Origin of the sequence: Acidovorax sp. (genome assembly GCF_016783915.1) — a bacterium.
In the GTDB taxonomy this organism is placed as follows: Bacteria; Pseudomonadota; Gammaproteobacteria; order Burkholderiales; family Burkholderiaceae_C; genus Acidovorax.
The window spans coordinates 13,913-33,124 of record NZ_JADHVT010000039.1 but is presented as its reverse complement, the minus strand read 5'-3'; the positions used below and the strand labels follow the sequence as shown (position 1 = coordinate 33,124).

At 65.2% G+C, this 19,212-nt stretch carries 20 protein-coding genes and 1 pseudogene; 9 read left to right on the top strand and 12 right to left on the bottom strand.

Annotated elements, in window-relative coordinates; translation table 11 throughout:
- The 3 genes and pseudogenes from ISS20_RS10175 to pstS form a co-directional block, all read right to left on the bottom strand.
- Positions 1–302: pseudogene (locus ISS20_RS10175) on the bottom strand (3'-5' exonuclease domain-containing protein 2); the annotation flags it as partial.
- Between the two features lie 76 nt (positions 303–378).
- Positions 379–1,902, bottom strand: coding sequence for a CYTH and CHAD domain-containing protein (locus tag ISS20_RS10170; RefSeq protein ID WP_291436217.1), 1,524 nt, complete (start codon positions 1,900–1,902; stop codon positions 379–381).
- Positions 1,903–2,012: 110 nt separating this feature from the next.
- Positions 2,013–3,083 carry a phosphate ABC transporter substrate-binding protein PstS gene (gene pstS, locus ISS20_RS10165; RefSeq protein WP_291436215.1) on the bottom strand — a complete coding sequence of 357 codons (1,071 nt, stop codon included), beginning with the start codon at positions 3,081–3,083 and terminating at the stop codon, positions 2,013–2,015.
- Between the two features lie 323 nt (positions 3,084–3,406).
- Between pstS and ISS20_RS10160 the strand changes: the two genes are divergently transcribed.
- Positions 3,407–5,056, top strand: coding sequence for a methyl-accepting chemotaxis protein (locus ISS20_RS10160; RefSeq protein WP_291436213.1), 1,650 nt, complete (start codon positions 3,407–3,409; stop codon positions 5,054–5,056).
- Positions 5,057–5,071: 15 nt separating this feature from the next.
- A complete protein-coding gene (locus ISS20_RS10155; protein ID WP_291436211.1) occupies positions 5,072–5,275 on the top strand; it encodes a hypothetical protein in 204 nt (67 codons plus the stop codon).
- 111 nt (positions 5,276–5,386) lie between these two features.
- On the opposite strand, the gene ISS20_RS10150 is transcribed toward ISS20_RS10155, so the two are convergent.
- The gene (locus ISS20_RS10150) at positions 5,387–6,649 is read right to left on the bottom strand and encodes a sensor domain-containing diguanylate cyclase (protein WP_291436209.1); all 1,263 of its coding nucleotides are present in this window, start codon (positions 6,647–6,649) and stop codon (positions 5,387–5,389) included.
- 91 nt (positions 6,650–6,740) lie between these two features.
- Between ISS20_RS10150 and ISS20_RS10145 the strand changes: the two genes are divergently transcribed.
- Positions 6,741–7,085: a DUF6172 family protein gene (locus ISS20_RS10145; protein ID WP_291436207.1), complete on the top strand. Its 345-nt coding sequence runs from the start codon at positions 6,741–6,743 to the stop codon at positions 7,083–7,085.
- A 51-nt stretch (positions 7,086–7,136) separates the two neighbouring features.
- Here the strand turns inward: ISS20_RS10145 and ISS20_RS10140 are convergent, their stop codons facing one another.
- Positions 7,137–8,417, bottom strand: a complete 1,281-nt coding sequence (locus tag ISS20_RS10140) for a DEAD/DEAH box helicase (RefSeq protein WP_291436205.1) — start codon at positions 8,415–8,417, stop codon at positions 7,137–7,139.
- A gap of 241 nt (positions 8,418–8,658) precedes the next feature.
- Here ISS20_RS10140 and ISS20_RS10135 point away from each other — a divergent pair, with 241 nt between their 5' ends.
- The 4 genes from ISS20_RS10135 to ISS20_RS10120 all read left to right on the top strand — a co-directional run bounded on the left by ISS20_RS10135 (position 8,659) and on the right by ISS20_RS10120 (position 9,983).
- Complete coding sequence (locus tag ISS20_RS10135; protein WP_056064262.1) at positions 8,659–9,129, top strand: DUF2721 domain-containing protein; 471 nt, start codon at positions 8,659–8,661, stop codon at positions 9,127–9,129.
- Positions 9,126–9,488, top strand: a complete 363-nt coding sequence (locus ISS20_RS10130; RefSeq protein ID WP_291436202.1) for a translation initiation factor Sui1 — start codon at positions 9,126–9,128, stop codon at positions 9,486–9,488. The genes ISS20_RS10135 and ISS20_RS10130 overlap by 4 nt, the downstream gene beginning before the upstream one ends.
- A gap of 13 nt (positions 9,489–9,501) precedes the next feature.
- A complete protein-coding gene (locus tag ISS20_RS10125; protein ID WP_015014757.1) occupies positions 9,502–9,714 on the top strand; it encodes a DUF3820 family protein in 213 nt (70 codons plus the stop codon).
- A gap of 95 nt (positions 9,715–9,809) precedes the next feature.
- Positions 9,810–9,983: a DUF5668 domain-containing protein gene (locus ISS20_RS10120; protein ID WP_165836502.1), complete on the top strand. Its 174-nt coding sequence runs from the start codon at positions 9,810–9,812 to the stop codon at positions 9,981–9,983.
- Between the two features lie 43 nt (positions 9,984–10,026).
- On the opposite strand, the gene ISS20_RS10115 is transcribed toward ISS20_RS10120, so the two are convergent.
- Together ISS20_RS10115 and ytfE are read right to left on the bottom strand one after the other, a co-directional pair.
- Complete coding sequence (locus ISS20_RS10115) at positions 10,027–10,512, bottom strand: group III truncated hemoglobin (protein WP_291436198.1); 486 nt, start codon at positions 10,510–10,512, stop codon at positions 10,027–10,029.
- Between the two features lie 17 nt (positions 10,513–10,529).
- A complete protein-coding gene (gene ytfE / locus ISS20_RS10110; RefSeq protein WP_056064247.1) occupies positions 10,530–11,279 on the bottom strand; it encodes an iron-sulfur cluster repair protein YtfE in 750 nt (249 codons plus the stop codon).
- A 90-nt stretch (positions 11,280–11,369) separates the two neighbouring features.
- Here ytfE and ISS20_RS10105 point away from each other — a divergent pair, with 90 nt between their 5' ends.
- Positions 11,370–11,888, top strand: a complete 519-nt coding sequence (locus tag ISS20_RS10105; RefSeq protein ID WP_056065122.1) for an Rrf2 family transcriptional regulator — start codon at positions 11,370–11,372, stop codon at positions 11,886–11,888.
- 92 nt (positions 11,889–11,980) lie between these two features.
- Here ISS20_RS10105 and serB read toward each other — a convergent pair whose 3' ends face one another.
- The 5 genes from serB to mfd all read right to left on the bottom strand — a co-directional run bounded on the left by serB (position 11,981) and on the right by mfd (position 18,130).
- Positions 11,981–12,694 (bottom strand): phosphoserine phosphatase SerB, encoded by a 714-nt coding sequence (serB, locus tag ISS20_RS10100; protein WP_291436194.1) that lies wholly within the window; start codon positions 12,692–12,694, stop codon positions 11,981–11,983.
- A gap of 98 nt (positions 12,695–12,792) precedes the next feature.
- Complete coding sequence (gene map, locus ISS20_RS10095; protein WP_291436192.1) at positions 12,793–13,590, bottom strand: type I methionyl aminopeptidase; 798 nt, start codon at positions 13,588–13,590, stop codon at positions 12,793–12,795.
- A complete protein-coding gene (locus ISS20_RS10090) occupies positions 13,587–13,841 on the bottom strand; it encodes a ParD-like family protein (protein ID WP_015014749.1) in 255 nt (84 codons plus the stop codon). Before ISS20_RS10090 ends, map begins: the two co-directional genes overlap by 4 nt.
- 88 nt (positions 13,842–13,929) lie before the next feature.
- Positions 13,930–14,592, bottom strand: coding sequence for a hypothetical protein (locus ISS20_RS10085; RefSeq protein WP_291436190.1), 663 nt, complete (start codon positions 14,590–14,592; stop codon positions 13,930–13,932).
- Between the two features lie 73 nt (positions 14,593–14,665).
- Positions 14,666–18,130, bottom strand: coding sequence for a transcription-repair coupling factor (gene mfd, locus ISS20_RS10080; protein WP_291436188.1), 3,465 nt, complete (start codon positions 18,128–18,130; stop codon positions 14,666–14,668).
- 96 nt (positions 18,131–18,226) lie between these two features.
- Between mfd and ISS20_RS10075 the strand changes: the two genes are divergently transcribed.
- Positions 18,227–19,141, top strand: coding sequence for a 2-C-methyl-D-erythritol 4-phosphate cytidylyltransferase (locus ISS20_RS10075; protein WP_291436186.1), 915 nt, complete (start codon positions 18,227–18,229; stop codon positions 19,139–19,141).
- The last annotated feature ends 71 nt before the right edge of the window (positions 19,142–19,212 follow it).

Genomic DNA, 19,212 nt, shown 5'->3' with positions numbered 1-19,212 from the left:
ACCCAGGCCCGCTCCAGCGTGGCCAGTTGCACGATGTGCGGGCCGTCCGACTGCTCATCGCGCACAAAGGTGGGCTTGGACTCGGTGTCGAACCCCCAGGCGCTGGCGCTGGCCAGTGCATTGCAGGCCTGGTCGGCCTGTGCGGGTGTGGAGACCAAGGCGATGCGGTCCAGCCCCAGGCGTTCAAAGGGCTCCAGCAGGGCGATCTGGTCTTTGTCTGGCGTGGGGTGTAGTGTGGTGCGCGCAGACGGTGGGTGGGGTGTGGCAGGTGGCTGGCGCCGGAAGGAAGGAGAGGCGGTCATGCGGGCCATTGTGCCGTGTGGGGGAACCGCATGTTCCCCTTGGTGCCGCACAATCCCACGGCAGCCTTTGCGGCCGTCAGCGTTTGCCGGTTTTGCGCAAGCGGGGGGCTTCCAGAATGCGCGCCAAGGCCTGCTCACAGGCCGCCACGGCCAGCGCCTCGCGCCCTGCCAGCCAGCCCACGCCAAACCAGGCGTTCGGCTCGCCGGACTCGGCAAGCTCGCGGTACAGCGCAGCGGCCACGCGTTCGTCGTTGAGGCGGCCCAGTGCCGATAGCGCGGGCTGCAGACTGTCCAGAAACCGGGTGCTGTGTGCATCCAGTGCGGGCGCCACGAACTCTGTGAGGTAGCGCAAGCGTTTGAGGCGCTTGCGCAGGCGGTGTTGTGCCTGCGGCGTGCGGGTGGCAAAACCCCGTGTGCCTTTTTGCACCTGGCCGTGCAGTGCGCGCAGGCGCTGCTGCAGCAAATGGCGCGTGGCCCGGGCGTCCAGGCCCGCTGGGGCGCCGTGGGTGGCATCCGGGCCCTGGGTGGTAAAGGCCATCATGCCCACCAGCACGCTCTGGAATGCCGCGTTGCGCACGATGTGCGCAGCGTCGCACAGCCCTGCGTCTTTGTCCTTGTGCGACGGCATCGGTGGCCCTCCGGCAGCGCGCAGTTCGACACCGATGCGTTGCAGCACCTGGCTGCGGTCCCGCAGATGGCCGAGCTGCTGGAACACATCGACCAGGGGCGGCTCCCAGGCAAAGTCGAAGCTGCCCGGGGCCAGCGGAGCCAGCTCGCGCAGGGCGGTGCGCAGGCGGCGGATGCCGATGCGCAGCTGGTGTACCTGCTCGTCGTCCATGGAGCCGTCCGCCAGGTCACTGGCAGGGCCCAGGATCTGTTGCAGGCAGTGCGCCACCACAGCGCGCTGCAGCGCCAGCCCGGTTGGCAGTTGCTGGTAAGTGGCGGAAAGGTCTCTGACCTTGCGGGGCGAGCGGCTGCCGGGTGCAGCCAGCAGGCGCTCGCCCCGCTCGGCCTTGGACACCGTGCTCAGAAACAGCCCGTGGCGTGAGGCCCATTGCGTGGCGAGCGCTGCGAGGCCCGCCACCGGCCCGGCCTTGAGTTCCAGCTCCAACTCGCAAATGGGGGCCTCGGCCTGCTGGGGCGTGCCCCGGTGGGCCACCACCCGACCGGTGTCCAGTGCCAGCTCGACCACCGCGCCCTGGCGGGTGACGTCGCGGGTGAGCCTGTCCATTTCGGTGCCGTAGGTTTCGGTCAGCGGGCCACTGGCGGCTTGCAGGGCCTGCAGCAGCTGGGTGCCCGCTACGGTGTCGCTGTGCAACTGGGGTTGGGGCTCGGGGGCGGAGCCTGCGGTGGCCGGGCCGCGCGCGACGTTGTGCTCCTGCCTGTCCAGCGGGCCGTCGCCCAGCGCCTTGACGGTTTGCACCCACTGGTCGCCCTCACGGCGCAGGCGAAACGCAATGCCTCGGGACGCCAGCGCGCCGTCGGGAGTGTCGAAGTAGCGTGCCTCCATGCGGATGGCTGCCCACCGGCCCCGGCGTACAGCCGCCTGCACCGCAGCCAGGCGATCGGGCGGGATACAGAATTTGAATTCGATTTCCATGGTGGACGGAATTATCCTGCGGTATCGCCATCGCAGGGCTATGCCGGATTAACGATGGACGAAACCCATCTTCAAATAATCGAAAAGCAATTATTTGAATGAATGCTGATTTATTGTGATGAGCGATTGAAGGAGGATATCAAGCTCATGCCCAGCGGCTTGCCTTGGTTATCACGGATGGAGGTAATGAGTTTGAATGCTGATGCTTGAACCCGGTCTGGCAGGCGGACAAAGTTATTCTCTTGCACCAGGGTATCGCCATTGAGGAACGACCACAGAATGAATCGGAGCGCCTGGGCCGTCTGGTCGGGGTTCTGCGTGACCTTGGGGAACACCACAAAGGTGCCCATGGTGATGGGCCACACGGATTTACCGGGCCGCTGCGTCAAGGTGCTGTTGAAAACCCCGGTGGCGGACCAATCGCTGTTGGCCAGCGCCGCCTTGAAGGCATCGATGGAGGGTTTTACATAATTGCCTTCAGCATTTTTCATCTGCACGGTGGTCAGCCCGTATTCAGCCACATAGCCATGGTCCACATACCCAATGGCACCCACCGTATCGCGCACGCCCTTGGCCACGCCATCGCTGCCTTTGAAGGCCAGCACCCCTGCAGGCCAGGCAATGCTGGTCTTGGCGCCGTAAGAGGCTTTCCATTTTGGGCTGACCTTGCCCAGGTAGTCCGCAAAGTTGTAGGTGGTGCCTGAGCCATCGGCACGCACCACCACCTTGATCGGCAGGTCGGGCAAAGGGACATCGGGGTTCAGTGCGACGATCTCTGCTGCATTCCATCGGGCAATTTCGCCCATGAAGATGCTGCTGAGGACCTCGCCCGTCAGGCGCAGCTGGGTGTTTTGCACCTTGGGCACGTTGATGATGGGGCTGATGCCAGTGATGGCCACGGGCAGCGCCAGCAGGCCGTGCTCCATCAGGTCCTTCTCCGCGGGGTACACATCCGTCGCGCCAAAACCGACGGCCTGTTGCTGGATTTTTTTCATGCCCGCGCTGGAACCTACCGGGTCGTAGTCCACCGCGCTTCCAGTGGCCTTTGCATAGGCCTTGGCCCAGCTGCGGTAGATGGGTGCAGCCGCCGACGAACCAGCGCCCGTCACGGTTTGTGCGCTAGCGGGCCCTGCCTGCAACAGGGCCATGGTCATCAGTAAGACAAGGTAAATATATTTCATGTGTTTTGTGTAATGGTTTTTATGAATAACGATATGCCGTGCCGATTTCTGGTGTGATTGAAATCCATGCGCGACCATTGTGCGGATTGAGCACTTTTGTGCCGATCCTAGCACAATGGCGCCGATTTTAATCAAGGTCGGGAGCGAGCAAGGTTTCTCAGTTCGTCATTATTTTGTCATTTGAAACAATTAGTATCTTTTGCATGCCGTCGGGGCGCGGTGCATGGCGGGTAGTGGGCTTTCCCCTGCGGCAACACGCGTTCGCTCCCACAAGGCGGCGGCGCCCTGGTGGACCTTCACGAAAGATTCAGATGCTTCAAAAAATGAAAATTGGTACCCGCCTGGCCCTGGCATTCGCCGTGTTGCTGCTGCTGATCTCGGCCCTGGCGGCTGGCGGCATCAGCGGTGCCAAGCGGTTGACCGAGCGCAGTGCAGCGCTGTATGGCGACCGCACCGTGCCCATGGGTGTGTTGGCCGAGATCAGCCACCTGACGCAGCGCAACCGCGTGCTGGTGATGGACATGCTGATGGACCCTGGCACCAGTAACCTGGAGGCCAGCCACACGGCCCTGACCGCCAATGTCGAGCGCATCCAGACCCTGTGGAAAGAGTACGCAGCCAAGCCGCTGGGGGCCGAGGAACAGGCCCTGGCGCAGGCCTTTGCCAACGCCAACGCCACCTACCTGGACAAAGGCCTGATCCCTGCGTCTGCTGCGCTGGTGGCGGGCAAGTACGACGACGGCTCCGAGCTGTACATCACCCAGATCCGTCCCAACGCGCTCAAGGTGCAGGACGCCATCGAACGACTGGTGGCGTTGCAGATCAACGTGGCCGCGGCAGAGTTTGCGGGGGCCCGTGCCATGAGCGACACCATCCACTGGTGGATGCTGGCTGCTACCGCCCTGGCATTGCTGTCAGGTGCTGCGATGGCGTGGGTCATCACCCGCTCCATCTCGCGGCCGCTGCGTCAGGCCGTGGTGCTGGCGCGCACCGTGGCGGGGGGCGATCTGACAGCGCAGATCGATGTGCGCGGCAACGACGAGACTGCCGAGCTACTGGGTGCCCTGCGCGAGATGAACCACCAGCTGGTGCGTGTGATCACCGAGGTGCGCGCCAGTACCGAGACTGTCGCCCATGAGGCTGTGGTGATGGCGGGCGGCACCGAAGACCTGGCGCGCCGCACCGAGGTGCAGGCGTCCAACCTGCAGGAGACGGCCGCTTCGATGGAGCAGTTGACCATCACCGTGCAGCACAACACCGACAACGCCCAGCGTGCCACCGCCCTGGCGCAGGAGGCGAGCAACGTGGCCAACGAAGGCGGCAGCGTGATGCGGGACGTGATCGCCACCATGCAGGAGATCAAGACCCAGTCGCAGAAGATCACAGACATCATCAAGGTGATCGACGACATCGCTTTCCAGACCAACCTGCTGGCGCTGAATGCGGCGGTAGAGGCTGCCCGTGCCGGTGAACAGGGCCGGGGCTTCGCCGTCGTGGCGGGCGAGGTGCGGGGGTTGTCGCAGCGCAGCAGCATGGCCGCCCGTGAGATTCGCGGGCTGATCTCGGCCAGCGTGCAGGGCGTGGAGCGTGGATCCACGCTGGTGGGCCAGGCGGGTGAGCGTGTGGCCAACACCGTGCACCATGTGAACCAGGTGGTGTCGCTCATTACAGCCATCAAGGACGCGGGGCAAGAGCAGGCCCGGGGCATTGCACAGATCGGCGAAGCCGTGCGCCAGCTGGATACTGCCACGCAGCAGAACGCGGCACTGGTAGACGACAGTTCATCCGCCTCGACGGGCATGAAGAATCAGGTGCGGCGCCTGCTGGAGGTGATTCATCAGTTCCGCCTGGCGCCCGATGCTGCCTTGGATGCGAACACTGCCTCCCGCTTGCCGTTGGGCGGCCCCGCACCAGCGCTTGCTCTGCAGGGCAGGGAGGCTCAGTCGGCCCAGCTGGCCCTGTCTGAGCGCTAAGTCCATTCATCCGCCATGAACCGCACCGACGTATTGATTGCGATTGCCGAAGTGGCCCGCAACGGCGGTGCCGCTGCACCGGAGGATGCCATCTCGCAGCTGGCCGTGATCATCGACGACCTGGAGCTTTCCTGCAGCGGATCGGAGCATGTGATGGAAATGTTGCTCGGCATTGCGGCCTGCCTGTGGAACCTGCAGCAGGAGCGGATGCGGCTCTAGCCCGCAACGGCGCCCTTGACGGTATCCACTGCGGCGATCACCGCTGGAATCAGCGGTGCTGCGTGACAACCGCGCGAGTAGAGACGCGGAGACGGCTGGATTGCATGGGGTTTACTCGTCCAGCGTTTCGAGCGAAGCCACCTGGTTACGTCCCCGGTGCTTGGCCAGGTACAGCGCCTGGTCCGCACGGTCGAGCATGTCACGCAGGCTGCGGTCGTTATGGCGGAAAGTGCCCACGCCCAGGCTGGTGGTGATGCGGTAGCTGTGGCCCGCATCGTCGATGAGCTGCAGCGCGCGGATGCTGTGCAGCATGCGCGTGGCCACTTCCATGCCTTCGGCCAGTGTGGTCAGTGGCAGCAGCACGCCAAACTCTTCGCCACCCAGGCGCCCCACGGCATCGCTGGCACGCAGCTGGCCCTTGATGGCCTGTGCAAACGCCATCAGGGCACGGTCGCCCTCCAGGTGGCCAAAACGGTCGTTGATGGCCTTGAAGTGATCCAGGTCCAGCATCAGCAAGGTCAGCGGCTCGCCGTTGCTGCGCGAGTGGGCGTAGGCCGACTCGGCGCACTCCAAAAATGCGCGGCGGTTCGCAATGCTCGTCAGCATGTCGGTGGTGGCCAGGCGCTGCAGCTCGCGCTCCAGGTTCTTGCGCTGCGTCACGTCGCGGTAGATGCCTTCCACCCCCGCAAAATTGCCCGCGTGGTCGTACAGCAAATGGCTGCTGATGGAGATGTCGATCACGGTACCGTCGCGTCGCACCATCTGGCCCGGAAAATCCGACACCTCGCCATGCTCCATGATGGCGGCCTTGAACGCATCGCGGTCGGTGCTCTGCGGGTAGTACGACTCGGCGGTGCGACCCTCGATTTCATGGGGCTCGTAGCCCAGCACCCGGCGCACCCCGGGACCCACATGCTGCACGATGCCCTGGGCATCGGTGCGGTAGTACACGTCTTGCATGTTCTCGAACAGGCGCCGGAAGTTCTGCTCGCTCTCGCGCAGCTGGGCCTCGATCTCGCTCTGGTGCGTCATGTCCATGCCGCACATCAGCACGGCCGGTGCGCCATCCCATTCAATGGCCACGCTGCTGATCAGCACCATGCGCAGGTTGCCGCGCTCTGTGCGGATGCGGAACTCGGACGACTTGTTGGGCCGGCCGGCCTGCTCGGGCACCGCTACCTGCTGGATGCGGTTGGTGGAGCGCACCTGGTCCAGGGGGTGCACAAAGTCGCCGGACATGCGGCCTATCAGGCTCTCGGTGCTGGGCGCTTCCAGCAGCTCCATGCTGGCCGCGTTGGCAAAACGGATGGCGCCGTCCTGCGTGACGAGCACAGCCGCTGGCAGCATTTGCAGCAGACGCAGGTCGTGGGACATCGGGCTCGGTGGTTACCAAAAGTAATGCACCATTGTGGCACCGGGGGGTGCGACTGGGAATCCATATCTGTCATACGCGCTACCATCGCCCATGAGAAAAACTTTCCAACTCCATGTTGAAGGCAAGAACCGCGACCGCGTTCTGGATGCCATCAAGCACGAAATCCGCAAATACATCAAGCGCGAACGGCGCCGCGACCTGCCCGAAGGAGCCGATTTCTGGGACTTTGACTGCCAGTTTGGCCGCACCAAAGAAGACGCTGCCGTGGCCCACCTCTCGGCCTTGACCGGGTTGATCAACGGCGTGGCCGCCGAGGGCGGCAGCCAGTTCTATGTCGAGATTCTGGCCAAGCCCGCCAAGCGCGCGCCAAGGGCGCCAGGCGAGTCGCAAGGCACTGATGAAGATGGTATGGACGAGGACGACGAAGGGGTCTGAAACGGAGGCTGCTTGGGCTGCCGCCCTTCACGGCTCTTCCAAAGGCTCCTTTCAGGAGCCTTTTTTATGGGCAGTGGACAGTGATTCCAACGCTGCAGCCGCTGCTGCGCGCAGCTTGTCTTTTTTGCTGGGCCGCTTGCCCTTGATACCACCTGTGCCCTGGGGATCGGTGACCGACGCAGGGGCGGCTGTCTCTGTGGGTTCAAAGCCCGCAATCTGCTCACGCTCAAGGGTGAGGTGTTGGCGTTTTTCGATCAGCCGGAAATGCGCTTCGACATCGGCGGTCACGAAGCTCACGGCCATGCCGCTCTCGCCTGCGCGGCCGGTGCGGCCGATGCGGTGCACATAGTCCACAGCCGATCGTGGCAGGTCGTAGTTCACCACGGCAGGCAGCTGCGCAATGTCGATGCCGCGCGCTGCGAGGTCGGTGGTGACGACCACCTGCCAGCGCTCGTCCTTGAACTCCTGCAGCACCTGGTTGCGTGCGCCCTGGCTCAGGCCCCCGTGGAAGGGCGTGGCATAGATGCCTGCCTTGTACAGCTTTTCAGCCACGTGCTCGGCGGCGTATTGCGTGGCCACAAACACCAGCACGCGCGACCAGTTGTGTTCCTTGACCAGATGGCGCAGCAGCTGGGTGCGGCGGCTGGCGTCCACCGCAATGGCGCGTTGTTCAATGGCCGGTTCGTTGCCCGGCGTGTGGGGCACTTCCACGCGCACCGGCTGGTTCAGCAGCCCATCGGCCAGCGCCTGTACTGCAGCAGGAAAGGTGGCCGAGAAGAACAGGTTTTGCCGCCGGGCGGGCAGCAGCGCCAGCACGCGCTGCAATTCTTCGGCAAAGCCCAGGTCCAGCAGGCGATCGGCTTCGTCCAGCACCAGGTGTGCGACGGCCGACAGGCGCAGGGCGTTGTGATCCACCAGGTCCAGCAGGCGGCCCGGCGTAGCCACCACAATGTCGGCGCCGCCGCGCAGGCCCAGCATCTGAGGGTTGATCGACACGCCCCCAAACACGATGGCGATCTTGAGCGGCTGTTGCAGGTGCTGCGCCAGGCTGCGCAGCACTTCGCCCACCTGCGCAGCCAGTTCGCGGGTGGGCACCAGCACCAGGGCACGCACCCGGCGCGGGCCCCCGGTGGCGCTGAGCTGTAGCTGCTGCAGCAAAGGCAGGGCAAAGGCCGCCGTCTTGCCCGAGCCCGTCTGTGCCGCACCCAGCAGGTCCGCCCCTTGCAGGATGGCAGGAATGGCGCCCGCCTGAATGGGCGTGGGCGTCACAAAGCCTGCTTTGTCGGCGGCATGGACGAGGGCGGGGGACAGACCGAGGGAGGCAAAAGGCATGGAAGGGCGCTGAAGAGGCGTTGAAGGGAGGCACGCAAGGCAGCGCGGACGGAACAGTGATGGCATGCATTGTCGCCGCAGTTGCCAGATGCCCTCTTGCCACGTGCCTTCGCGCAGGCCTGCAATGCGGGCATTGCGCGTGCGCCGCTGCAGGGAATGCGAGTGCTCCCCGCCCGCCTGTGGCGACCGATAATCGGGCCGCCTTGATTTTTAGTTGACCGTTTTCTCGGACCCGCATCCCATGGCTTTGCCTCTTGATACCTCCGCCATCACCCACGGCATTCAGTTGGCGGTGGCGCCTGTGTTTTTGCTCACCGCAGTGTCCGGAATGATCGGCGCCGTGGCGGGGCGCCTGGCCCGAATCATCGACCGGGCGCGTGTGGTGGAAGACCGCGCGCGCGTCAATGCCGAACCCGAATTTCTGGCCCGTGCCTACAAGGAGCTGGCGGACTTGCGTTTGCGTGGACGGCTGGCCAACGGTTGTATTGCGCTGCTGACGTTTTGTGCCTTCCTCATTGGCACGACCATCATCCTGCTGTTTCTGGGCGAAACCACCGACTTTCAGTCCAGCCGCCTTGCGGTGGGCGGGTTTCTGGCGGGCGTTGCCTGCTTTTTGCTGGCGCTGGTGTGTTTTCTGACCGAGACGCTGCTGGCCACACGCCTGCTCGACTTTCACATGCTGCAGCAAGAGGTGGAGGGGAAGAAGCCATGAAGTCTTTTGCCGACCTGGGTGGCCTAGTGTATTCCACCGAGTCAGGCCGCATGTGCCCTACCTGCCGCCAGCCGGTGGCGCAGTGCGTGTGCAAGCAGAACAAACCGCTGCCCACGGGCGACGGCATCGTGCGCGTCTCGCGCGAGACCAAAGGGCGTGGCGGCAAGGCGGTCACCTTGGTCAAGGGTGTGCTGGTGGACGAGGCCGCGCTGGAGCAGCTGGGCAAGCAGCTCAAGGCCGCCTGTGGCAGCGGCGGCACGGTGAAGGACGGCGTGATCGAGGTGCAGGGCGATCATGTGGAGCGTGTGATGGCCGCGCTGCAGAAGCTGGGCCACAAGGTCAAGCGCGCGGGCGGCTGAGCGGGGCAGGGCAATGGACGCAGAGAAACTGCAGCGCCTGGTCACCACCGAGATGCCGTACGGCAAGCACAAAGGCACGCTGCTGGCGGACCTGCCGGGCAACTACCTCAACTGGTTTGCGCGCGAGGGGTTTCCCAAGGGCGAGTTGGGCCAGTTGCTGGCGCTGATGCACGAGATTGATCACAACGGGCTGTCGGACCTGCTTCGGCCCTTGCGCGGGCGCTGAGAGGCCTGCACCATTGCAAAAACTGGGGCGTTCCTTTGGTTGCTGGCGACCATAATGCACGTCGTCATACCAACAACCACACCGAGGGAATGCACATGAAGGGCAATATCGCTGCGATCGTTCTGGTCGTGCTGGGCGTGTTTTTTCTGCTGACCAACCTGGGGCTGATCAGTATCAGCCTTCGCGAGCTGCTGCGGGTGTGGTGGCCTGTGGCGCTGATAGCAGTGGGTCTGGCGCTGTTCTTCACGCCGGGCAACAAGGGCAAATAAGCCAGAAGCGGGCGCTGGCGACCGCGTTGCCAGTCGGCAGTCTTCAACCTCGCTGGGTTTCTCCGCTGCCCTGGTGGCGGGCGCCGTGCTCATCGCGCCCATGGCCCTCGTCGCGGGGCTGCACAAAACCGGGGTCGTTCGCAAAGTAGCCCCGGAACAGGTTGCGTGCAATGCCATGGGCCGCCACCTGTAGATCGTGCGCCACCTCCGGCGCAAACAAGCGATTGGTGTGCTGTTGCCACAGCGCCACCCAGGCCGCAAAGTGGGCGGGTGTGACGCCCTCCAGCGCCATGTGTTTGCCGAAGACATCGCCTTTGAAGCTGCGGGCGCCCAGCGCGACGGTGCTCCAGAAGTCCACCAGGCGCTGCAGGTGGGCGTCCCACTGGCCGTGCAGGGCCTTTTCAAACACCGGGCCCAGCAGCGGGTCGCGCCGCACATCCCCGTAAAAGCCGTGCACCAGTTGCGTGATGCTCTCCGCGCTGGGGGCGAGCTTGCCGGCGGTCTGTGTAGGGTGGGATTCTTCGGTCATGGCGGCAGTGTGCTGGCTCACTGGCAGCCGCAGGCTGACGTGGCACAAGCTTGCGCGGGTGCAGCGCTGGCTTCGAACCGCGGAAACAGCACGTTGTTTTCCAGGTGGATGTGGTTGATGAGGTCGTCGCCCAGCTGGGCAATGCCCGCGTAGAGCGCGCGCCAGGTGTTGCATGCACCTTGGGGAGGCGTGGCGTCATTCGTCAGCGCGTTGAGCTTGTCCAGCGCCTCGCCATGGTCCACATGTTCGGCGCGCATCATGCCGATGGGCTGGCCCACAAACGGGTTGCCGCCGTTCTTGAGCATGGGGAACAGCACCTGCTCTTCCTTGAGCATGTGCGACAGCAGCTCCTCGTGCATGGCCTCCAGGTGGTCGGCCAGGCCGACCGGCACCTGCGGGTGGTCGCGGTGCACGGCCTCCACGCGGCGGGCCATGCGGATCAGCTCGGGCAGCTGCTGGCGGTGCACCTCGTGGTAGCGCGCCAGGATGTGGTCGATGAGCGCGCTGGGCGACGCTGCCTCGGGCACGGCGTCGCTGCGCTGCAGGGCCGCCAGCTCGGCCAGCACGGCGTCGGCGTCCAGCCCCTTGTCGGCAGCCGCCTTGGCCAGGCTCACTTGGCCGCCGCAGCAGAAGTCCAGCTTGAGGCGCCGAAACACCGCCGTGGCGCCCGGCAACTGCACGGCAATCTGGCCGATCTGCTGCTCGGCGCTCAGCGGCAGTGGGGTGGTGGGGGCTGTGGCGTGCAGGGTGTCGATGCGGGCGTTCATGGTGGTCCTTTAAAGATTCATACCGTGTGAATATTTTAGCGGATAAAATTCAGGATGTATGCATCTTTTTGATTGATCTGCGGCAAACCCATGCGACTGACCCAATGGACCGACTACACGCTGCGCGTGCTGATGTATTGCGCCGCCACCGAGGGGCGGGCGCAGCCCGTCACCATCACGGAGGTGGCCGAGGGCTATGGCATCTCGCGCAGCCACCTGATGAAGATCGTTCAGCAGCTGTCGGCGCAGGGCCTGCTGGAGACCACGCGCGGGCGGGGCGGTGGCATGCGGCTGATGATGCCGGCGTCGTCCATCCACATTGGCGCGGTGGTGCGTGCCACCGAGACGGACTTCAACCTGGTGGAATGTTTTGACCCCGCCTCCAACCAGTGCCGCCTGAGCAGCCACTGCCGGCTCAAAGGGGTGCTGGGCCAGGCCATGCAGGCCTATCTGGAGGTGCTGGATGGCGTGACGCTGGCGGACCTGGTGGCGCCCACGTCACCCCAGGGTGTGGCGCTGCTGGCCACGGTGGCCGCCCCGCGGGCCGGCAGTGCCCGCCGAAGGGCCTCGTTGGTGCCCGGATTGCCCGATGCACCTGGGTTTGAATAAAAACGGCGTGATGCGCTAGTGCTACATACCTGGATAGCTATCAAATTAATAGTATCCAGTGGCGCCCTGTACGTACTGAGGCGCCACGCCGCTCAGCGCAGCACTTCCAGCAAGCGGTCGAGCCCTCCCTGGTTGATGGCCACCTTGGCCTGTGCACGCACGGCGGGCTTGGCGTGGTAGGCCACCGACAGGCCGGCGGCACCCATCATCGGCAGGTCGTTGGCGCCGTCGCCCACGGCAATCGCCTGCTGCGGCGAAATGCCCATGAGCGAGGCCACTTCCAGCAGCGTGCGGCGCTTCTCAAAGCCGTCGCAGATGTCGCCCCAGGCCTGGTCCACCATGCGGCCCGTCAGTTGGCCGTCTTGCACTTCCAGCATGTTGGAGCGCGCAAAGTCGATGCCCAGGCCCGCCTTCACGCGGTCGGCAAAAAAGGTGAAGCCGCCCGAGACCAGCAGCGTGGTGAGGCCCGCAGCCTTGGCGGCGGTGATCAGCTCCTTGGCACCGGGGTTGAAGCGCAGGCGCTCGGTGAACACCTGCTCCATGTGCTGCACCGTCACACCCTTGAGCAGCGCCACGCGCTGGCGCAGGCTCTCCTTGTAGTCGGTGATCACGCCCTGCATGGCTGCCTCGGTGATGGCGGCCACCTCGGCCTTGCGGCCTGCGGCATCGGCGATTTCGTCCACGCACTCGATGTTGATGAGGGTGGAGTCCATGTCAAATGCGATGAGCTTGTAGCTCGACAGGGATAGCGGGGGCACGACGCCCTGGATGACGAGGCCGGGGGCGAATTCGGTAGCGTGGGTCATGGCAGAAAGGGAGGGGCAGATACAGGTGTCAGAGCCCGCAATGGTATCGCCCCCTGTGCAATACCTGATGTGACAGAGGACCGGCGTCGCAGCCCTTTTCAGGTTATCGGCGCGTAGCTGCCCGTGCCCTCGGGCCAGGGCGTGAGCACCTCGAACCCGTCGGCCGTCACGGCCACCATGTGTTCCCACTGGGCGGACAGCGAGCGGTCGCGGGTGACCACGGTCCAGCCGTCGGCCAGTTCCTGGGTATCGCGCTTGCCGGCGTTGATCATGGGCTCGATGGTGAACACCATGCCTTCCTCCAGCCGCAGGCCCTGGCCGCGCTGGCCGTAGTGCAGCACCTGGGGCTCGTCGTGGTACACCTGCCCGATGCCGTGGCCGCAGTATTCGCGCACCACGCTGAACCGCTCGCGGTGGGCCACGGTCTGTATGGCATGGCCCACATCGCCCAGCGAGGCACCGGGGCGCACCTGGGTGATTCCCGCGCACATGGCCTCGTAGGTGGTGTTCACCAGGCGGCGGGCCAGCGGGCTGGGTTCGCCCACAAAGTACATGCGACTGGTGTCGCCAAACCAGCCATCCTTGATGATGGCCACGTCGATGTTGATGATGTCTCCGGCCTTGAGCACCTGGCCGGGCGACGGAATGCCGTGGCAGATCACGTGGTTCACAGACGTGCACACCGTTTTGGGATACCCCAGGTAGCCCACGTTGGCAGGCACAACCTGCAGTTCGTTCACGATGTAGTCGTGGCAGAGCCGGTCCAGTGCCTCGGTGCTGACGCCGGGCTGCACGTGCGGCGTGATCATGTGCAGCACGCGGGCGGCCAGGCGGCCGGCTTCACGCGCCTGGGCGATTTCGGCGGGGGAGCGCAGGGTGACGCGGGACGACTTCATTGCACACGCCGTCCGCTGTGGCCGGGCTTGGCGGCCACGGAAGCCGCTACCGTGTCCAGATCGAAGCCCCCGGCCTGTTCGGCGCGGATCAGCAGCTGGCAGATGTCGCTGTGGTCGAGGTTGGGATGCAGCTCGGCCAGCATGCCGATGCGCATCCAGTGCTCTGCTTGAGCATTGATGGAGCGAGACAGGGCGTTGCTGGCAACGCGCAGGTTCTCGTGCATTTGGTCTGAAATTTTGACAATACCCATGCAGCGAATTGTATGCGAAACATATACGTTTCGTATCTCTGAACGCATCCTGTGCGCGTTTTCAACGCTGCGCTGATGCCTTGCAGCGCTAAGGTGGGGGGCGCTTCAGATAGAGCTGGTCTGACCAGGTGGCCAGCCACTCGGGTTTGAACGCCACGAAGATCGCGGCGAGCATGCCCGTCACAAACCCGTCTCCCCAGGCCATGAGCCAGCGGGCTACCAGCGACAGTTCGTCGCCCACACCGGGCAACAGGTGCCCGGTCCACTGCGAGAGCACGCCTGCTGCAAACACGCAGGCCACGGTGCCCAGAAACGCCCGGCCCAGCACGTACACAAAAGGCTGGGTACCCACCCAGCGCCGCAGCAGCGCACCCAGCGCCAGGGCCAGCGTGGCGGGCACCACACCCAGCCAGATGGCGGCGCTCAGCGCATCGGCCCAGTCCAGGGCGGGAGATAGCAGGCCGGCGATAGCGCCCACAGCGATGAGCACGGGGATGGCCAGCGGCCAGCCCAGCATCAGCACCACCAGGCTGGCCCCCGACCACTGCAGCTGCAGCGGCATGGCGTGCAGCGTGGGCAGCGCCCACAGCCATGGCAGAAACACCAGCGTGGCCAGCAGTGGCGTCCACAGCGGGGACGCCGCGCCATGAGACTGGTGCACCAGCGGCTTGCCGCTGGCCAGCAGGCGCCAGGGTCGCGTGGCCAAGGCGGCTGTCAGGGCCACCAGCGCGATTAGGAACTCCAGCCACATTGTTTTGCTTCTGTTTTGATAGCTATTGGCGCTTGATTCACTAGCGCTTGCGGCCTCTTTGGCTTGTATCTGGCTACGCAGCGACCACGGGTTGCCCCAGGTTGCGCAAAATGTCCCGCACCATCTGTGCCCGGTCTTTCGGGTCCTTCAGCTCGCGCTCGATGCGCAGCTTCTCGTTGCCCGCCAGCTTGATGTGCTTGTTCTTCTGGATCAGCTCGATGATGCGCATCGGATCGATAGGCGGCTGCGGTTTGAAGGTGATGTTAATGACACCTGGGGCGGCATCGACCTTGACCACGCCGTAGGGCTGGCTCAGCACGCGCAGGCGGTGCACGTCGATGAGGGTCTGGGCCTGCGGCGGCAGCTTGCCGAAGCGGTCCACGATCTCTTCGAGCAGGCCGTCGATCTGGTCGGGCGTCTTGGCCGTGGCCAGCTTCTTGTAGAACGACAGGCGCAGGTGCACGTCGCCGCAGTAGTCATCGGGCAGCAGCGCGGGGGCGTGCAGGTTGATGTCGGTGGTGACCGAGAGCGGGGAGAGCAGGTCGGGTTCCTTGCCTGCCTTGAGGGCCTTGACGGCCTCGTTCAGCATCTCGTTGTACAGCTGAAAGCCGATCTCCAGCATGTTGCCGCTCTGGTTCTCGCCCAGCACCTCGCCCGCGCCGCGAATCTCCAGGTCGTGCATCGCCAAGTAGAAGCCGCTGCCCAGTTCCTCCATCTGCTGAATGGCGTCCAGCCGCTGCTGCGCATGTTTGGTCAGCCCTTCAATGTCGGGCACCATGAGGTAGGCATACGCTTGGTGGTGGCTGCGGCCCACGCGCCCGCGCAACTGGTGCAGCTGCGCCAGGCCGAACTTGTCGGCGCGGCTCATGATGATGGTGTTGGCTGTGGGCACGTCGATGCCGGTCTCGATGATGGTCGAGCACAGCAGGATGTTGTAGCGCTGGGCCACGAAGTCGCGCATCACGCGCTCCAGCTCGCGCTCGGGCATCTGGCCGTGGGCGACGGCGATGCGGGCCTCGGGCAGGATCTCTTCGAGCTTCTGGCGGCGGTTCTCGATGGTCTCCACCTCGTTGTGCAAAAAGTAGCACTGCCCGCCGCGCTTCAATTCGCGCAGCACGGCCTCGCGGATCACGCCTGTGCCTTCGTTGCGCACAAAGGTCTTGATGGCCAGGCGCCGCTGCGGCGCGGTGGCAATCACCGAGAGATCGCGCAGGCCTTCGAGTGCCATGCCCAGCGTGCGCGGGATCGGCGTGGCCGTCAGCGTCAGCACGTCCACCTCGGCGCGCAGGGCCTTCATCTGCTCCTTGTGGCGCACGCCAAAGCGGTGCTCCTCGTCGATGATCAAGAGGCCCAGGTTGTGGAACTTGGTGGACTCGGAAAGCAGCTTGTGCGTGCCGACCACGATGTCCACCGTGCCGTCGCCGATGCCCTTGATGGCGGCGGTGATCTCCTTGCCCGAGCGGAAGCGAGAGACCTCGGCGACCTTCACCGGCCATTTGCTGAAGCGGTCCACCAGCGTCTGGTAGTGCTGCTCGGCCAGCAGCGTGGTGGGCGCCAAAAACGCCACCTGTTTGCCGCCCGTCACTGCCACAAAGGCCGCGCGCAGGGCCACCTCGGTCTTGCCAAAGCCCACGTCGCCGCAGACCAGGCGGTCCATGGGGCGGGGTGAAATCATGTCCTGGATCACCGCGTGGATGGCGGCGTTCTGGTCGGCCGTTTCTTCAAAGCCGAAGTCGTTGGCAAAGGTTTCGTAGTCTTGCGGGCTGTAGCGGAAGGCATGGCCTTGGCGCAGCGCGCGGCGGGCGTAGATGTTGAGCAGTTCGGCCGCGCTGTCGCGCACCTGCTCTGCGGCCTTGCGTTTGGCCTTTTCCCACTGGCCGCTGCCCAGCTTGTGCAGCGGCGCCTCGTCGGCGCTCACGCCGGTGTAGCGGCTGATGAGCTGCAGCTGGCTCACGGGCACGTAGAGCACGGCCTTGTCGGCGTATTCGAGGTGCAAGAACTCCTGCATGGCGGGCGTGCCGTCGGGGTTCTTGTTGCCCACGTCCATGTTGATCAGGCCCCGGTAGCGGCCAATGCCATGCGCGCTGTGTACCACGGGGTCGCCCACGTTGAGCTCGGCCAGGTCCTTGATCAGCGCCTCGACGTCGCTCACCTGCTCCTGCTTCTTGCGCCGGCGCGTGGTGGGGCCAGCGGCGAAGAGTTCGGTCTCGGTGACGAAGTCGATGCCGTCCTCGAACCAGCTGAAGCCCGTGGTCAGCCCAGCGGTGGCAATGCCCACCTTCTCATCGTCCGCAGTCTGGAACTCGGCCAGCGAGTCGAAGGCTGGCGGGTTCACTCCGCTGGCACGCAGAAAATCGAGCAGGCTTTCGCGTCGCCCATCGCTTTCGGCCAGCAGGAGCACGCGGTGGTGCGTGTTGCGGATGTGGGCGTGCAGCCGGGCCAGCGGGTCCTCGGCACCACGCACCACCGACAGGTCAGAGAGCTTCTGGAAGTGCGGGTTGTCATTCACGTCCTCCACACCGGGGCGGATGGACAGCTGCGCATGCTCCTTGGCACGCGTGTAGAACTGGTCGGCCGAGAGGAACAGCGCCTCGGGCGGCAGCACGGGGCGCTCCGGGTCGCCCTGCACCAGGCGAAAGCGGTCCTTGGTGTCCTGCCAGAAGCGCTGGAAGGCGGGTTCCAGGTCGCCATGCAGCACAACAGTGGCCTCGCCGCCCAGGTAGTCGAACACGGTGGCCGTCTCGTCAAAGAACAGCGGCAGGTAGTACTCAATACCCGCCGTGGCCACGCCCGCGCCCATGTCCTTGTAGATGCGGCTCTTGGTGGGGTCGCCCTCCAGCATCTCGCGCCAGCGGCTCCTGAATTTTGCACGCGCGTCGTCGTCCATCGGGAACTCGCGGCCGGGCAAGAGGCGCACCTCGGGCACGGGGTACAGGCTGCGCTGGCTGTCGGGGTCGAAGGTGCGGATGCTGTCGATCTCGTCGTCGAACAGGTCCACGCGGAAGGGCACGAGCGAACCCATGGGGAACAGGTCGATCAGCCCGCCGCGCACCGCGTACTCGCCCGGGCTCACCACCTGCGAGACATGGCTGTAGCCCGCCAGCGTGAGCTGGGCCTTGAACTTGGCCTCGTCGAGCTTTTGCTTGACCTTGAAGTGGAAGGTGTAGCCCGCGAGGAAGGAGGGCGGCGCGAGCCGGTACAACGCGGTGGTGGCCGGCACCAGCACGACATCGGCTTCGCCTTGCGAAATGCGCCACAGCGTGGCCAGTCGCTCGCTGATCAGGTCCTGGTGCGGGGAGAAGGTGTCGTAAGGCAGCGTCTCCCAGTCGGGGAACAGTGCGCAGCGCAGGCCCGGCGCAAAAAAGGCCATTTCGTCGATGAGCCGCTGTGCATCGGTGGCGTCGGACGTGACGATGGCGGTGGTGTGGCCAGCGGCCTTGTCGCGCTCGGCCAGGCGTGCCAGCAGCAGGGAGTCGGCACTGCCTACGGGGCGGGGCAGGGCAAAACGTTTTCCGGGGGAGAGTTTGGGCAGTTCCATGCGGACGGTGTCGTCGGGGCCCGCCGCATCCCCAGGGGCGCAAAACGCGCACGGGCTGGATCGGAGGGCAACGGGAGATTTTAGAATGAGCGCTCCATGACTGCTCCCCTGCTGCACCCCCCGCTCACCCCCTTGTCGGCCCAAGGGCGGTTTTGGGCCTTGCTGCCCTGCGCCGGGGTGGGGTCGCGGGCCGTGCCAGCAGGTGCAGGCAGCGCCCCGCAAGTGCCACCGGCCCAGGCATCGACTGTGGCGGCGTTCTCAGCCCCGGGGGCGTTGTCTGCCAGCGCTGCCGCCGCTGCAGCCCCGTTGCCCAAGCAATATCACCTGGTGGCAGGCCATCCGATGGTGCTGCACACACTGGCCGCCTTTGCTGCAGTCGGGCGCTTGCTGGGCACGCTGGTGGCCGTGGCGCCGGGGGATCACTTTTTGGACGCCCACGCGCATCCCGCGTTTTTTGTGGTGGAGTGCGGTGGCCCTACGCGTGCCGACACGGTGCGAGGCGGCCTCAAGGCCTTGCTGGAGCGCGGCGCGCAGCCCGACGACTGGGTGCTGGTGCATGATGCAGCGCGTTGCCTCGTGACCGCCGAGCAGATTGATGCGCTCATCGACCAGTGTGCGGGCGACAGTGTGGGCGGCCTCCTGGCGCACAAATTGGCCGACACGCTCAAGACCTCCATCGACGGCCCGGGCGGCGTGCGCGTGGCCTCTACCGTGGACCGCAGCGACAAGTGGCTGGCGCAGACGCCACAGATGTTCCGCATCGGCCCGCTGATGGACGCCATCGACAAGGTGGGCTCCAATGTGACCGATGAGGCCAGTGCGATGGAGGCCCTGGGTTTTCACCCCCGGCTGGTGCCCGGCGGGGCACAAAATTTCAAGGTCACCTACCCGGACGACTTCGCACTGGCGGCTGCCGTGCTGGCCCAGCGGGCGCACAGCACCACGCTGGAGCGCTATGGCGGCGAGCGGGGGCAGGTGAACGCGGCCCCCGGCAAGAAGAACCTTTTTTAGCCCACCGCGCAGGGTTTGCCAGCACCACCGGTACGCTGCCTGCATTGCACGGCCAGGGAGCCTGACCGACG